Genomic DNA, 14,745 nt, shown 5'->3' with positions numbered 1-14,745 from the left:
TCGATGGAACAGACCGCGTTGCGTCCCAAGCCGATGCCCGGCCGGGAGCCACCGGGCGGCGCCTCGCGCGGCACCGGCCGGCGCCCGCGCACCGCCCGCCGCGGCCGCCGGCTGCTGACCGTCGTGTCCGGTCTGCTCGGCGGCCTGGTCCTGCTGCTGTCCGGGATCGGCATCGGCACGGTGAGTGCCACGGTGATCGGCATGAGCAGAGTGGCCGAACTGCAACGCCAGGCGGCAGGACCGGGGGCGGCGGCCCCCCGGTCCGCCCCGGCGGACCGGACGGCGCCCGCGAGCCCCACGCCGACGCCGGTGCGCCCGGCCCTCGGCATCGAGGCGGTCGACGACACCGGGCCGGGCGCCCGCGTCGTCGGCGTCCACGTGCCCGGCCCCGGCTACTCGGCGGGCCTCGTCCGCGGAGACGTGCTCCTCGTGTTCGGCAGAACCCGCGTCGACTCGGCCGCGGACCTGGCCCAGGCGGTCGCCCGGGCGCGCCCCGGCCGCGAGGTCGTGCTGACGGTACGGCACCGCAGCGGCGGCTACGAGCAGCTGACCGTGGTGCCCGGAGTCGTGGTGTGAGGCGGACGTCCTCGGCCGAGGCGAGGGGTGCCGGGACCGCCATGCGGCGGGGGCCGGGTGAACGGTGTGTCGTGGCGCCGGTACGGGGCGTGCGGGGCCGGTGGGTGACGAGTCTTAACATGGGGGCGGAACCACTGGTCACACGGTCGGCCGACCGGACGGGGCGGGGCGAGGGGCCCGCGCCGCCCGGCGGATGCGGCCGACCGGCTCGCGCGGCCCCGCGCGGACGGGCAGGATGCTGCCCGTGGGTCCACCACCACCCCTTCAGCCGAATACGGAGGCCCGGATGACCGGCACCGCGCCCGCGCCCTTCACCGCCGACGACTACCGGGCCCGGATGGCGCGTGCCGCACAGGCGGCCGCCGACGCCGGGCTGGCCGGGCTGCTGGTGGCGCCGGGCCCCGACATGGTCTGGCTCACCGGCTACACGCCCACCGCCGTCACCGAACGGCTCACCCTGCTCGTCCTGGCCGCCGGCCGGGACCCCGTGCTCGTCGTCCCCACCCTGGAGGCCCCGGACGCCGCCGGGGCCGTGGGCGCGCCCGCCCTGACCCTGCGGGACTGGACCGACGGCAAGGACCCCTACGCCGTCACCGCCGACCTGCTCGACACCTCCGGCCGGTTCGGCATCAGCGACAACGCCTGGGCCATGCACCTGCTGGGCCTCCAGCGGACCCTGCCCGGCACCTCCTACGCCTCCCTCACCGAGGCCCTGCCGATGCTGCGCGCCGTGAAGGACCCGGCGGAACTGCGGCTCCTGGCCGCCGCGGGCGCGGCCGCCGACCAGGCGTTCGAGGAGATCCGCGAGGTCCGCTTCGCCGGGCGCCGCGAGTCCGAGGTCGGCGCCGACCTCGCCGAGCTGCTGCGGCGCTTCGGGCACTCCCAGGTCGACTTCACCATCGTCGGCTCCGGCCCCAACGGCGCCAACCCGCACCACGAGATGGGCGACCGCGTCATCGAGCGCGGCGACATGGTCGTCCTCGACTTCGGCGGCCTCAAGGACGGCTACGGCTCCGACACCACCCGCACCGTGCACGTCGGCGAGCCCACCGACGAGGAGCGCCGGGTGCACGACATCGTGCGCGAGGCCCAGGAGGCCGGCTTCCGGGCGGTGCGCCCCGGGGCGGCCTGCCAGGAGGTCGACCGGGCCGCCCGCGCGGTGATCGCCGAGGCCGGCTACGGCGAGTACTTCATCCACCGCACCGGCCACGGCATCGGCGTCACCACGCACGAACCGCCGTACATGATCGAGGGCGAGGAACAGCCCCTCGTGCCCGGCATGTGCTTCTCCGTGGAGCCCGGCATCTACCTGCCCGGCCGCTTCGGCGTCCGCATCGAGGACATCGTCACGGTGACCGAGGACGGAGGCCGCCGCCTCAACGACACGACCCGCGAGATGGTCCTGGTGGACTGACCGACCGGCAGCCCCCACCCGCAACCCGAATCGACACGGCCCGACGATGACCCAGGCACCGACACCCACCGCGGACAGCCTCCGCAGACTGGTCCGCACCCTGCTCAAGGAGAGCTCCCAGGACCGGGCCGGCACCGCCGCCGGACCCGACGTCCGGCCCGTCGCCGAGGGCGGCGAGCACTCCACGTGGTGGGTCGGCACCCGCCATGTGCTGCGCCTCGCGCCCGACCGGGAGGCCTCCGCACGCCAGCGCCGCGAGGTGCGCCTGCGCGACCTGCTCCGGCCGCACGTGCCGATCGCCGTGCCGGCCAGTGTCGCCCACGGCGAGTGGGCGCCCGGACTGACGTACACACTGGACACGCGGATCACCGGCGGCACCACGGGCGGGCACGACGTCTCCGCCGTCGGAGAGGACGACCTGGCCGGGCTGCTCACGGGACTGCGCGCGGTCCCCGCCCGCCAGGCCGAGGCACTCGGCGTGCCGCGCACCGCGCCCCGCTCCCTGGAGGCGCTGCGCCGCATGGCCGTGCACGCCGCCGAGCGCCTCGGGAAGGCCGACGAGTTCGATCCCGCGCGGATGCACCAGCTCACCCCGCCCGCCGCGGCCCAGCTCGCCGCCCAGCCCGGCACCGCCGTGCTCGTCCACCACGACCTCAAGGCCGAGCACCTGGTGGTGAGCGCGGACGGCCGGGTGCGCGGCGTCCTCGACTGGACCGACGCGGCGGTCGGGGATCCCGCCGAGGACATCGCCGGTCTCGCCCTCGCCGTGGGTTCCCCCGCCGCCGTGCGCGCCGCCACCCTCGCCGGCTACGGCGCCCGCCCCTGCCTGCGCGGCCTGTGGCTGGCGCGTTGCGACTGCGTGATCCGGCTCGCCGACCGCCTCGAGGGCCGCGACGACAGCCCGCTGCCCCTCCTCCGGTCCCAGCTCCGCCACGCCTGGGAGGCGATCCTCCTGGAACGGGTGACGGAACTCCGCGAGGACTGCCAGGGCACCGGCGACGACGGCATCCCGGCACCGTAGCGCCACGCCGGCCGCCCCCTCCCATGAGATCGCGGGGCGGTGGCGCCGCCTCGGCCGTGCGGCGGCCGGCGGCACCGGGGGGGACCGGGGGGATCGAAGCCGCGTGAGCTGCTGATCCCCGGGTCGTCGCGGGGCGGTGGCGCCGCCTCGCCGTGCGGTGGCCGGCGGTACCAGTGGGGATCGAAGCCGTGTGAGCTGCCGATGCCCGGGTCGTCGCGGGGCGGTGGCGCCGCCTCGCCGTGCGGTGGCCGGCGGTACCGGTGGGGATCGAAGCCGTGTGAGCTGCTGATCCCTGGGTCGTCGCGGGGAGGTGGCGCCGCCTCGCCGTGCGGCGGGCCGGCGGGCCGCGTCGCGGCCCGGGTGCGCGGAGCCGGCGATGACCGTGGCGTCGCGGGTGGCGGACGCTGTCCCGTCATGGCCCGGCCCTGCTCAGGGCCGACGGTCTCCGCGGCGCTGTGGCCGCCGGGCCGCCGGCCCCTGATGCGTTGCCGTGGCGGTCCCGCCCCGCCTCGGAGCGGGTCAGTTCTGCGCCAGCACCACGCACGACTCTCCGGGCAGGTGCAGCACCCCGTCGCCGTCGGGAACGTCGACCGGGTCCCATGCGGCGAGGAGCTCGGCGGGGCGGGTGCCGAGGGGGATGGCCGCGGGCTCCTTGCCGAGGTTGACGGCCACGCGGATGTCGCCCCGCCGGAAGGCGAGCCAGCGGGCCTCCTCGTCGTAGGCCACCTTGGTGTCGGCGAGGTCGGGGTCGGTGAGGTCGGGCAGCTCGTGCCGCAGTGCGATGAGCCGCCGGTACCAGGCCAGCAGACGCGCGTGCGGCTCGCGCCGCGGCTCGGACCAGTCCAGGCAGGAGCGGTCGCGGGTCGCCGGGTCCTGAGGGTCGGGCACCTCCTCCTCCGCCCAGCCGTGCGCCGCGAACTCCCGCCGCCGGCCCCGCCGCACGGCCTCCGCCAGCTCCGGATCGGTGTGGTCGGTGAAGAACTGCCACGGAGTGCTCGCCCCCCACTCCTCGCCCATGAACAGCATCGGTGTGAACGGTGCGGTCAGCGTGAGCGTGGCCGCGCACGCCAGCAGCCCGGGGGAGTCCGCCAGGAGCAGGGACAGACGGTCTCCCTGGGCCCGGTTGCCGACCTGGTCGTGGGTCTGGCTGTAGCCGAGCAGCCGGTGGCCGGCCACCCGCGTACGGTCCAGCGGACGGCCGTGACGGCGGCCCCGGAAGCTGGAGTACGTCCCGTCGTGGAAGAAACCGCCGGTGAGCGTCTTGGCGACCGCCTCGAACGGGGCCCGCCCGAAGTCGGCGTAGTAGCCCTGTGCCTCACCGGTCAGCGCGCTGTGCAGGGCGTGGTGGAAGTCGTCGTTCCACTGGGCGTGCAGGCCCAGGCCGCCCTCCGCGCGCGCGGTGATCAGCCGCGGGTCGTTGAGGTCCGACTCGGCGATCAGGAACAGCGGGCGGCCGAGGTCGGCCGAGAGCGCGTCCACGGCCGTGGACAGCTCCTCCAGGAAGTGGCACGCGCGCGTGTCGGCGAGTGCGTGCACCGCGTCCAGACGCAGCCCGTCGATCCGGTACTCCCGCAGCCACGCCAGCGCGCTGCCGGTCAGGAAGTCCCGCACCTCGTCCGAGCCCGGTGCGTCCAGGTTGACGGCGGCGCCCCAGGGAGTGTGGTGGGTGTCGGTGAAGTACGGCCCGAACCGCGGCAGGTAGTTGCCCGACGGACCCAGATGGTTGTGGACGACGTCCAGGACCACGCCGAGGCCCAGCCCGTGCGCCCGGTCGACGAAACGCTTCAGCCCCTCGGGGCCGCCGTACGGCTCGTGCACCGCCCACAGCGAGACACCCTCGTACCCCCAGCCGTGCCGGCCGGGGAACGGGCACACCGGCATCAACTCCACGTGGGTGACGCCCAGTTCCACCAGGTGTTCCAGCCGCTCGGCGGCCGCGTCGAAGGTGCCCTCGCGCGTGTACGTGCCGACGTGCAGCTCGTACAGGACCGCGCCGGGCAGCGGCCGCCCCGCCCAGTCCGCGGTACGCCACACATGGCGGGCGTGGTCGACGACCGCGCTCAGCCCGTCCGGGCCGTCCGGCTGCCGCCGCGAACGCGGGTCGGGCAGCACGGGCCCGTCGTCCACCGCGAAGCCGTACCGCGAGCCGTCCCGCGCCTCGGCGTCACCGATCCACCAACCCGACCGCTCCGGATCGCGCTCCAACGCGCGCGTGGCCCCGTCGCACCGGAGCGTCACACGATCCGCCTGCGGTGCCCACACCTCGAACTGCACGGACGGTTCCCCTTCGTCTGCTCACCGTGATGGACTGGGTCCATCGTCCTCCAAACGAGATCAATCCGCTTTCGGATGCTTCCTTTTGTGGTGGGTGTCGTCGGATGCGTCCGGCCGGGGACCGTCTCCGCCGCACGTCGCACACGGTCGGCGGGATGCCCGTCGCGGCCGGTCAAGTCCGTTTTCGCACGGTGGTGTTGACGGATCGGAAACATCGTGACTGACTGTGCGTACACCATGCACATGTGGTGAACCAACGGCACCGCATTGTGGAGGTGTGCCCTGCCCCCACTCCACCGCTATCCGACCGTGGACGAGCTGGGCGCGCACGCCGCCGCACTCGTCGCCCGGCACCCCGGGGACGCCCGGCTGCGCCGTGTCGGCACCTCCCGCGCGGGCACGCCCCTGTGGCTGCTCTCGGTGGGCCACGGCAGCCGCCACGCCCTCGTCGTCGCCGGGCCCCACGCCAACGAGCCGGTGGGCGGCGCCACCGTCCTGCGGCTGGCCGAGCGGGTCCTGGCCGCACCCGTCACCGGCGAGGCCGCCGACATCACCTGGAACCTGCTGCTCTGCCTCGACCCTGACGGCTCGCGCCGCAACGAGGGCTGGCTCACCGGCCCCTACACCCTCGGCGCCTACTTCCGTAACTTCTTCCGGCCCGGCTTCCTGGAGCAGCCCGAATGGCTGCCCGACGGCGCCGAGGCCGCCGCGCTGCCCGAGACCCGCGCCCTGCTCGACCTCCAGGACGAGCTGCGGCCCTTCGTGCAGTGCTCGCTGCACGGCGTGGACGTCGGCGGCGGCTTCGTCGAGCTGACCCGGGACCTGCCCGGCCTCGCCCAGCGCCTGGCGCACACCGCGGCGCGGCTCGGCATCCCGCGCGAACTGGGCGCCTACGACTCCCTGTACTGGCCCCGCCTCGGTCCCGCCGTGTACCGGATCCCGGCCCCGCGCCGGCGCGATCTGGCCGCCGCCATCACCGAGGCGGCCGTGGAGTCCACCTGGTTCCACCCGGACCGGCACGGCACCCTCACCGCCGTGGTCGAGGCGCCCATGTGGGGCGTGGCCGCGGTGGGCGACGGCTCGGCGCCCACCGACCCGGAGGCGGTGCTGCGCGCCGTGAGCCGTGCCCTGCGCGACGACACACGGCACCTGGCACGGCTCCTGGCCCGCGCCCGCCCCCACGTCGCCGGTGTGCCGGGCGCGGACCGCCTGCTCGCCCCGGTGGACGACTATTTACTGGTCTGCCCCGGCCTCGCCGACGCATGGGACCCCGACACCGACGACGGCACGGCACGCGCGCTGCCGCCGCTGACCAACGCCCACCTGGCCGCCCTGCGCATCGCCGGCCGGCGCCTCGTCCTGCGCACCGCCGGGCTGATCCACCGCCTCGTGCGTGCCGCCGGGGACGACCCCGCCGGTGTCCTGCCGGATCTGGACCGGCTGATCGACGAGTGGTGCGCGGACTACCGCGACGGCCTCGGGGCGCGCTGGATACCGGTCGCCCGGCAGTCCGAGTACCAGACCCGGATGGTGCTCGCCGCCTGCCGGCTCGCCGGGCGCCAGGCGCGCGCGTGCTCCCGTTCGGGTGAGGCCACGTGGGGACCGGGGGCCGCCGTGCCGATACATGGGGAATGACCCACTTCAGCAGGACGACGACCCGGCTGCGGCGCGGCACGATGGCGGCGGCGGCCCTCCTCCTCGCGGCCGCGCTCCCGGCACAGGCCGCCCAGGGAGCCCGGACCTCCCACCGCCCCACCGACGAGAACGACTGGCTCTACGTCACGGTCACCCACGGCGACACCCGCTCCGGCGACACCCGCGGCACCCTCCTTCGGTGCGACCCGCCCCAGGGCCACTCCCACGCGGCCCCGGCCTGCGACCAGCTCCGGTCCGCGCGCGGCGACATCCGCTTCATCCCCCACAAGGACGACGTCCTCTGCTCGATGATCTACGCCCCCGTCACCGTCCAGGCCCGCGGCCAGTGGCAGGGCCGCGCGATCGACTACACGGAGACCTTCGCCAACCAGTGCGTGATGCAGGCCCGCACGGGAGACGTGTTCGCCCTGGACGCCTGAGCCCGTCCCGCGCGCGTGCCGCCACCGCCACTGGCCGATGGCTGTCAGATCGTCAGTTCGCGGGCGTGATGGGCCGTGGCCAGGACCGTGCGGGACTGGTGTTCGACCTGGTGGGGGAGGGGGACCCAGCGGGCGCGGAAGCGGGTGGCGAAGGACTCGCTCCAGGCGGTCACGAGGTGTTCCAGGCCGGCGGCGGCGGGGTCGTCGGTCTGACGCAGGACCCGGAGCAGCATGGCCGCGGCGCGCAGCGGCAGTCGGCGGCCGAACGCGTCGACGCTGCCGACGTACGCCATGGTCGTGTCGGCGGGCGGCGTGCCGACCAAGTCCGCGGCCAGCCCCGGCGCGAGGCCCAGCCCCCACTTCGCCGCCCGCAGCAGCGGCCCGTCGGCGCCGTCCAGCCGGGGCAGCGCGTCGCCGAGCACCAGCTCGACCTGGCGGGCGTCCCGCAGCAGCCGCGCCGCCAGCCGCCGGATCGCCGCCGCCGGGGCCGGATGCGGCGCGGGATCGTCGACGAGGTCGCTCGCCCACATCGGCACCTCCACGACCGCCGTCATGCCGCCGTACCGGTGCGCGTGGTACCAGGTGCTGTGCCGTGCGTCGTCCGGCAGGCTGGGGTACGCCACACCCGAACCGGGCTCCGGCATCACCCGCACCCCGGGCCCGGAGACGGGCCACCCCGCGGCGTCGCAGGCGCCCGTCTCCACGGGTATGTGCAGCTCGGCCGCCGACTTGCCGAACGGTTCGGCGAGCCCGGGCACGTTCCTGGTCAGCTGCACCCAGCTGCCGCCCAGATCCGTGCCGTGCAGCGTCACCTGCACATACGGGCGCAGCGCGTCGATGACCCCGAGCAGGGCCCGCGTCTCGGGCGGCAGCCGGTCGGGCGGCAGCACCGACGGCGACCACTCCGGCTGCTCGGCCCCGGCGGGCCGGAAGAAACCGAGGTGGTACTCGAGGAGGCTGTGCGGGGCCGGCGTCACGTGCAGGCTCGCCCCGTCCGGGTCGGCGCACAGCAGGAAGTGCCAGGAGGTGTCCGCCCGCAGCCGCCGTTCCTCCAGCACGCGCCGGGCGAGCGCGAGGAGGGTGGAACCGCCGGTGGGCTCGTTGGCGTGGGCGCCCGCGACCACCAGGACGGCCCGCCGGGCGTGACCGACCGACAGCAGGTGCAGCGGCCTGCCCGCGCGGGAGACGCCGACCTGCTCGAGCTCGCACAGGCCCGGCCGGCGCGCGGCCAGCGACCGGGCGGAGGCGATCAGTTCGGGAACACTGGGATAGCGCAGCTCCGGCAGTGGACTCACCCCCGACTTGTCCGCCCGGACTCGCATTCCGCAGTACCCCACGGACTCCGGGAACTGTCAAGAACGCGGGACCCCGCGATCACTCCCGCCCCGACGGCCCCGGCGCCCGCTCCAGCAGCGCCACCGGCAGCCGCTCGAAGAGCTCCGCCACGGGCACTTGCCCCTCGAACTCCCGCCCGGGCGTGAGCACATCGGCCCACCGCCCCGCCGGCAGCGGCAGCCGCGTGTCACGCCAGCCGCCCGCCTCCGCCAGCCGCAGAGACAGCCGGGTCACGGCCGTGACCACCTCACCCGAGCGAACGAACGCCGCACAGTGCTCCGCCGCCGGGCCCCGGGCGCCCAGCGGCGCGTACGTCGCCGTCGTGCCGAACAGCTCCGGCCGGCGGGCCCGCAGCCGCAGGGCCGCCGCCGTCACCTCCCCCTTCTCGCCCAAGTCGGCGGGCGGGAGGTCCACGAGCCGCCGGTTGTCCGGGTCCACCAGGGTCCGGCACTCGGCCTCCGTGCTCTGGTACAGGTCGGGCACGCCCGGCATCGTCAGGTGCACCAGGGCCGTCCCCAGCACGTTCGCCCGGATGTACGGCTCCAGCGCGGCACGCAGCGCGGCCACCCGCTCGCCCGCCGCCCCGCACGGGCCCTCGGCGACGAACCGGTCCACCGCCTCCTCGTACGGCGGCTCCTGCTCCGTCCAGCTCGTGTACAGGCCCGCCTCGCGCACATGCTTCAGCAGCGCCTGCCGCACCCGCCGCCCGTCCGCCGGGCCCAGCCCGAACACGGTCTGCCAGGCCGCCCACGCCAGTTGCCCGTCGGGCGCGCCCTCCCCGTCGGCCGTCACCTCGTCCAGCACCTCCGCCCAGCGCCCCGGGCACTCGGTCAGCACGGCCAGCGCCGCCCGGACGTCCGCGCTGCGCTTGGTGTCGTGCGTGGAGACCACCGTCCCGGTGGCCGGCCAGTCGCGCTGCACGCGCGCGCAGTACGCGTGGAAGTCCTGCGGGGACACGGCCGGGTGCCCGGGGTCGCCGCCGACCTCGTTGGCCGACAGCAGCGGAACGTACCGGTAGTAGGCGGTGTCCTCCACGGACTTGGCGCGCAGCGCGGAGGCGGCCTGCGCGAACCGGGTGCGGAACTCCACGTGGTCCGGTCCGTCACCGGCCCGCCCCAGCACCAGGTCGCGCACGACGTCCACGGCCTCGCCCTCCTCCGGCACCACGAAGGCGAGCCGGGCCTCGGCGGCGGCCTCCTCGGTGACCACCGTCGCCGGGTCCACGGAGGTGTACGGCCGGTACACCTCCAGGCGGACCAGCAGCTCCTGGAGCGCGGTGCGCAGCGCCCAGGGGGCGCGGTCGCGCAGCGCCGGCTCCGGCGAGGCGGTGCACACCCGGCCCGCCACCCGGGTCAGCCGCTCCGTCTCGGCGGCCAGCTCGTGCGTGATCACGTTGTACGCCGCCCGCCGCACGGTGGCCGCCCAGTCCCCGCCGCGGTCGGTCTGCGGGGCGGCGAACCGCCGGTACCGCCCGAGCAGTTCGCCCGCTCCGGCCGGGTCGGTGAACAGGCCGTCGACGTGACGCAGGGCGTCGTAGCCGGTGGTGCCCGCGACGGGCCAGGACGGCGGCAGGTGCTCGCCGTCGGAGAGGATCTTCTCCACGACCGTCCAGCGGCCGCCGGTCGCCGTGTGCAGCCGGTCGAGATAGGCGTCCGGGTCGGCGAGGCCGTCGGGGTGGTCGACGCGCAGACCGTCGATCACACCCTCGCGGAGCAGCTGGAGGATCTTGGCGTGGGTCGCCTCGAACACCTCCGGGTCCTCCACCCGCACCCCGATCAGCTCCGAGATGCTGAAGAACCGCCGGTAGTTGAGGTCCGTGCGGGCCAGCCGCCACCACACCGGGCGGTACCACTGGGCGTCCAGCAACCGCGGCAGCGGCAGCTTCCCGGTGCCCTCGCGCAGCGGGAACGCGTGGTCGTAGTAGCGCAGGACGTCGCCGTCCGCCTTCAGCTGGTCCAGCTCCCTGCCGACGGGGTGACCGAGCACCGGCAGCAGCACCTTGCCGTCCTGGGCCTCCCAGTCGATGTCGAACCAGCGGGCGAACGGCGACGCCGGCCCCTCCCGCAGGACCTCCCACAGGGCGTGGTTGTGGCGCGGCGCCATGGCCATGTGGTTCGGCACGATGTCCACGACCAGTCCCAGCCCGTGCTCCCGGGCGGTGCGCGCCAGCGCGCGCAGGCCCTCCTCGCCGCCGAGTTCCTCGCGCACGCGCGCGTGGTCCACGACGTCGTAGCCGTGCAGGGAGCCCGGAACGGCCTCCAGGACCGGGGACAGGTGCAGGTGGGAGACGCCGAGCGAGGCCAGGTACGGTACGGCCGCCGCCGCGGCGGCGAACGGGAAGCCGGGCTGGAGCTGGAGCCGGTAGGTGGCCGTGGGCACAGCGGGTTCGTGGCGCTCGGGTGTCATGGAAACCTACGTACCCGCCCGGCCGCCTTTCGTGTCATCGGCCCGTCCACGTGCGCACGCGCGCGTGGCTAGCGTCGGACGATGACCACCACACCAGGGCGGCGTCGGACGACGGTCACACCGGGGCGGCGCGGGACGCTGAGGACCTACCGTGACGTCGTCGGCCTGACCGGGCCATGGCTTCCGGTCCTGTCGTTCCTGGGGCGGCTGCCCACGGCCACCATCCAGTTCGGCAGCGTGCTGCTCGTCGCCCGGACGAGTGGATCCCTGGCCGCCGCGGGGCTGACCGGCGGCGCGCTCGCCCTCGGGCAGGTGGCCTGCGGGCCGCTCGTGGGACGGCTCGCCGACCGGCACGGCCAGCGGACCGTCGTCCTCGTCCTCTCGCTCGCCAACGCGGCCGCGATCGCCGCCCTGGTCGCCGGGGCGCTCGCGGGTCCCGGCGCGCCGCCGCTCGCCGCCCTGGGGGCGGGCGCGGGCGCGACGGTGCCGCTGGTCGGGCCGCTGGCCCGCACCCGCCTCGTCGCCCTCGCCCGCGGGTCCGGGGCGCCCGAGTCCACCGTGGGCGCGGCGCTGTCCTTCGAAAGCACGCTCGACGAGATCTCCTTCGTCCTCGGCCCCGCCCTGGTGGGCCTCGCCTCGGTGCTCGCCCATCCGGCGTACGCCCTGGGCGCGGCGGCCCTGCTGGTCGGCGTGTGCGGCGCGGGTTTCGCCCTGCACCCGACGGCCGCGGCGACCCGCCGCGCGGCCGGGCCACGGCCAGGACGGGGCGATGCCCGGTCGCCGTCCGGCCCGCGGTCCCTTGCCCGCGCGCACCGGCCGCGCATGCCCCGGTGCGTGCACGCGCTGCGTGCCGCGTCGGCCCTTCAGGGGGCGATGTTCGGGGCCTGCCAGGCCGGCATCACGGCGTTCACCCGCCGGCTGGGAGAGGAGGACCAGGCGGGGCTCGTGTACGCCGCGATGGGCGTGATGAGCGCCGTCGCCGGGCTCTCGACGGCGGCCCTCCCGGCCCGCTTCGGGCTGCGGGCACGCTGGCGGGTGGCCACCGCTGCGGCGTTCGCACTGTCCCTGCCGCTGCTGCTCACGCACACCCTGACCGGCCTGTACCTGGTCGTCACCGTGCTCGGAGCGGCGTACGCCCCGCACCTGGTCACCGTGTTCGGACTGACCGAGCGGGCGGTGCCGCCGGCGAGGCTCGCCGAGGCGATGGCGTACGCGACGAGCGCGATCGTGGCCGGTCAGGCGCTCGCGGTCGCCGTCTGCGGCCGCCTCGCCGGCGCCCACGGACCCGGCGCCGCCTTCGCGGCGGCCAGTGCCGCGGCCGCGCTCGCCGCCGCGATCGCGCTGACGGCGCGGCCGACGGCGTACGCGACCCCCCGCTCCCGGGCCGCTACGCGGGCCGTTGAAGCACCGTCAGACTGCGGTCGGTGAGCGTGAGCCGGTCCCCGGCGCGGACCTTGCGGCCGGTGCCCGGGGGCACCGGATCCGTGCGGGCCGTGTCGACGACCACCTGCCACTGGCGTCCGTGGTCCACCGGGACGACGAAGTCCAGGGGCTTCGGCGCGGCGTTGAACATCAGCAGGAAGGAGTCGTCGGTGATCCGCTCCCCGCGCTGGCCGGGCTCCGAGATGGCGTGGCCGTTGAGGAACACGGTCAGCGCGGAGGCCCGCGCCGAGTCCCAGTCCCGCTGGGTCATCTCCGCGCCCTCCGGGGTGAACCAGGCGATGTCGGACAGCTCGTCGTGGGTGCCCTCCACGGGCCGTCCGTGGAAGAAGCGGCGGCGCCGGAAGACCGGGTGCCGGCTGCGCAGCCGGGCCATCGCCCGCAGGAAGTCCAGCAGTTCGCCGGGCTGCTCGCCGGGCTCCGGCCAGCGCACCCACGACAGCTCGTTGTCCTGGCAGTAGGCGTTGTTGTTGCCCCGCTGCGTGCGGGCGAACTCGTCGCCGTGACTGATCATGGGCACGCCCTGGGACAGCATCAGCGTCGCGATGAAGTTGCGCGTCTGCCGGGCCCGCAGTGCGAGCACCTCGGGGTCGTCGGTGTCGCCCTCCACGCCGCAGTTCCAGGACCGGTTGTGGCTCTCGCCGTCCCGGTTGTCCTCGCCGTTGGCCTTGTTGTGCTTGTCGTTGTACGACACCAGGTCGCGCAGGGTGAAGCCGTCGTGGCAGGTCACGAAGTTGATGGAGGCCAGCGGGCGGCGGCCGTCGTCCTGGTAGAGGTCGGAGGAGCCGGTCAGCCGGGAGCCGAACTCCGCCAGCGCCCGCGGCTCGCCCCGCCACAGATCGCGGACGGTGTCGCGGTACTTGCCGTTCCACTCCGTCCACAGCGGCGGGAAGTTCCCGACCTGGTAGCCGCCCTCGCCCACGTCCCACGGCTCGGCGATCAGTTTGACCTGCGAGACGACCGGGTCCTGCTGCACCAGGTCGAAGAACGACGACAGCCGGTCCACTTCGTGGAACTGCCGCGCCAGGGTCGCCGCGAGGTCGAAGCGGAAACCGTCGACGTGCATCTCCGTGACCCAGTAGCGCAGCGAGTCCATGATCAGCTGGAGCACGTGCGGGGACCGCATGAGCAGCGAGTTCCCGGTGCCCGTGGTGTCCATGTAGTAGCGCTTGTCGTCGGTGAGCCGGTAGTAGCGCGGATTGTCGATGCCCTTGAAGGACAGCGTCGGCCCCAGGTGGTTGCCCTCGGCGGTGTGGTTGTAGACCACGTCGAGGATGACCTCGATCCCCGCCTCGTGCAGCGCCCGCACCGCGGACTTGAACTCCAGCACCTGCTGGCCGCGGTCGCCCCAGGAGGCGTAGGCGTTGTGCGGGGCGAAGAAGCCGATCGTGTTGTAGCCCCAGTAGTTGCTCAGGCCCATGTCCACCAGACGGTGGTCGTTGACGAACTGGTGTACGGGCATCAGCTCCAGTGCCGTCACGCCGAGCTCGGTCAGGTGATCGATGACCGCCGGATGGGCGAGCGCCGCATAGGTGCCGCGCAGTTCCTCGGGCAGCCCCGGGTGCCGCATCGTCAGGCCCTTGACGTGCGCCTCGTAGATCACCGTCTCGTGGTAGCCGCGCCGCGGCGGCCGGTCGTCGCCCCAGTCGAAGTACGGGTTGACCACGACCGACGTCATGGTGTGCGGCGCCGAGTCCAGGTCGTTGCGCCGGCCGGGGTCGTCGAAGTGGTAGCCGTAGACCTCCTCGCCCCACCGGACCGAGCCGCTGATCGCACGCGCGTACGGGTCGAGCAGCAGCTTCGCGGAGTTGCACAGCAGCCCCCGCTCCGGGGCGTAGGGGCCGTGCACCCGGAATCCGTACCGCTGCCCCGGCATCACGCCCGGCACGTACGCGTGCCGCACGAACGCGTCGCTCTCGCGCAGTTCCACCGCCGTCTCCGAGCCGTCGTCGTGCAGCAGACACAGCTCTACTCGGTCCGCGGCCTCGGTGAAGACCGCGAAGTTCGTTCCGGCGCCGTCGTACGTGGCGCCGAGTGGATACGCCTCTCCAGGCCAGACCTGCATGGACACGACTCTTTCAGGTGTGCGGCGCCGCCGGTGGCGCCTTGACCTCCGAGTCTCCCCGAAAGTGAGAAATCCGCGTGCGTCACCGGGCCGGGTGCGTCGCCGGAGGTGCGCCGGGGCCGCCGGGACACCAGGGGCG

General features: G+C 74.9%; 10 protein-coding genes. 6 read left to right on the top strand and 4 right to left on the bottom strand.

What is annotated here, in order from left to right; all coding sequences use genetic code 11:
• Positions 1-3: 3 nt before the first annotated feature.
• The 3 genes from ABZ484_RS26850 to ABZ484_RS26840 all read left to right on the top strand — a co-directional run bounded on the left by ABZ484_RS26850 (position 4) and on the right by ABZ484_RS26840 (position 3,011).
• Positions 4-576, top strand: coding sequence for a PDZ domain-containing protein (locus ABZ484_RS26850; protein ID WP_358868490.1), 573 nt, complete (start codon positions 4-6; stop codon positions 574-576).
• Positions 577-862: 286 nt separating this feature from the next.
• Entirely contained in the window at positions 863-1,990 is a 1,128-nt protein-coding gene (locus ABZ484_RS26845) for an aminopeptidase P family protein (RefSeq protein ID WP_358868489.1), read from the top strand.
• 46 nt (positions 1,991-2,036) lie between these two features.
• Positions 2,037-3,011, top strand: coding sequence for an aminoglycoside phosphotransferase family protein (locus ABZ484_RS26840; RefSeq protein WP_358868488.1), 975 nt, complete (start codon positions 2,037-2,039; stop codon positions 3,009-3,011).
• 519 nt (positions 3,012-3,530) lie between these two features.
• Here ABZ484_RS26840 and treZ read toward each other — a convergent pair.
• The gene (gene treZ, locus ABZ484_RS26835) at positions 3,531-5,285 is read right to left on the bottom strand and encodes a malto-oligosyltrehalose trehalohydrolase (protein ID WP_358868487.1); all 1,755 of its coding nucleotides are present in this window, start codon (positions 5,283-5,285) and stop codon (positions 3,531-3,533) included.
• 309 nt (positions 5,286-5,594) lie between these two features.
• On the opposite strand from treZ, the gene ABZ484_RS26830 reads away from it, so the two are divergent.
• Positions 5,595-6,920 carry a M14 family zinc carboxypeptidase gene (locus tag ABZ484_RS26830; RefSeq protein ID WP_358868486.1) on the top strand — a complete coding sequence of 442 codons (1,326 nt, stop codon included), beginning with the start codon at positions 5,595-5,597 and terminating at the stop codon, positions 6,918-6,920.
• A complete protein-coding gene (locus tag ABZ484_RS26825; RefSeq protein WP_358868485.1) occupies positions 6,917-7,360 on the top strand; it encodes an SSI family serine proteinase inhibitor in 444 nt (147 codons plus the stop codon). Before ABZ484_RS26830 ends, ABZ484_RS26825 begins: the two co-directional genes overlap by 4 nt.
• A 44-nt stretch (positions 7,361-7,404) precedes the next feature.
• Here the strand turns inward: ABZ484_RS26825 and ABZ484_RS26820 are convergent, their stop codons facing one another.
• Together ABZ484_RS26820 and treY are read right to left on the bottom strand one after the other, a co-directional pair.
• Entirely contained in the window at positions 7,405-8,655 is a 1,251-nt protein-coding gene (locus tag ABZ484_RS26820) for a M14 family zinc carboxypeptidase (RefSeq protein WP_358868484.1), read from the bottom strand.
• A 79-nt stretch (positions 8,656-8,734) separates the two neighbouring features.
• On the bottom strand, positions 8,735-11,101 hold the full coding sequence (gene treY / locus ABZ484_RS26815; protein ID WP_358868483.1) for a malto-oligosyltrehalose synthase: 2,367 nt from the start codon (positions 11,099-11,101) through the stop codon (positions 8,735-8,737).
• 81 nt (positions 11,102-11,182) lie between these two features.
• On the opposite strand from treY, the gene ABZ484_RS26810 reads away from it, so the two are divergent.
• Positions 11,183-12,529, top strand: a complete 1,347-nt coding sequence (locus tag ABZ484_RS26810) for an MFS transporter (RefSeq protein ID WP_358868482.1) — start codon at positions 11,183-11,185, stop codon at positions 12,527-12,529.
• Here ABZ484_RS26810 and glgX read toward each other — a convergent pair.
• Positions 12,489-14,606 carry a glycogen debranching protein GlgX gene (gene glgX / locus ABZ484_RS26805; protein WP_358868481.1) on the bottom strand — a complete coding sequence of 706 codons (2,118 nt, stop codon included), beginning with the start codon at positions 14,604-14,606 and terminating at the stop codon, positions 12,489-12,491. The genes ABZ484_RS26810 and glgX overlap by 41 nt on opposite strands.
• Positions 14,607-14,745 lie beyond the last annotated feature (139 nt).

This window comes from Streptomyces sp. NPDC006393, assembly GCF_040628575.1.
Taxonomy (GTDB): Bacteria; Actinomycetota; Actinomycetes; order Streptomycetales; family Streptomycetaceae; genus Streptomyces.
The sequence above is the reverse complement of the archived record's forward strand: the minus strand, read 5'-3'. Positions and strand labels throughout refer to the sequence as shown.